The sequence below is a fragment of the Burkholderia territorii genome (genome assembly GCF_902833055.1).
Taxonomy (GTDB): domain Bacteria; phylum Pseudomonadota; class Gammaproteobacteria; order Burkholderiales; family Burkholderiaceae; genus Burkholderia; species Burkholderia territorii.
In genome coordinates this window covers 1-426 of the sequence record NZ_CADFEJ010000171.1, presented here as the reverse complement: position 1 = coordinate 426, position 426 = coordinate 1, and the positions used below count along the sequence as shown (strand labels likewise).

General features: G+C 70.0%; 1 protein-coding gene. It reads right to left on the bottom strand.

The features are described from left to right. Positions 1-426, bottom strand: a 426-nt coding sequence (locus HW466_RS31575) for an efflux RND transporter periplasmic adaptor subunit (RefSeq protein ID WP_176316193.1), incomplete at both ends; no start/stop codon positions are given.

Below are 426 nucleotides of genomic sequence, written 5' to 3'. Positions count from 1 at the left end.
TCACTTCCACGTGCGCGGGATTGGCCAGCAGCAGGATCTTCTCCCCGACGGCCACCGCCTTGCCGGTCCATTCGTTTGGATCGCTGAAGATCGCCACGCCGGCGCGCTGCGCGGTGACGTTCACGCGCGCGAGCTGGCGCGCGGTGTAGTCGAGCTCGACGCGGCTCTGGTCGAGCTTGCGCTGGCGCTCGGCCATGTCCAGCCGGGTCTTATCGTCGGTGACGGCGAGCTGGGCGGTCTGCCGGTATTCCTCCTGGGCGGTGTCGTAGTCCTTGCGGGCCAGCGCGTAGCGCGACTGCAGCGTGGTGGCGTCCAGGCCGAGCAGGGGCGTGCCGCGCTGCACCGGCTGGTTCGGCTGCACGTAGAGGCGGTCGATCACGCCGTCGAGCGGCGCGCGCACCACGAACGGGTCCTTCGGCGTGACTT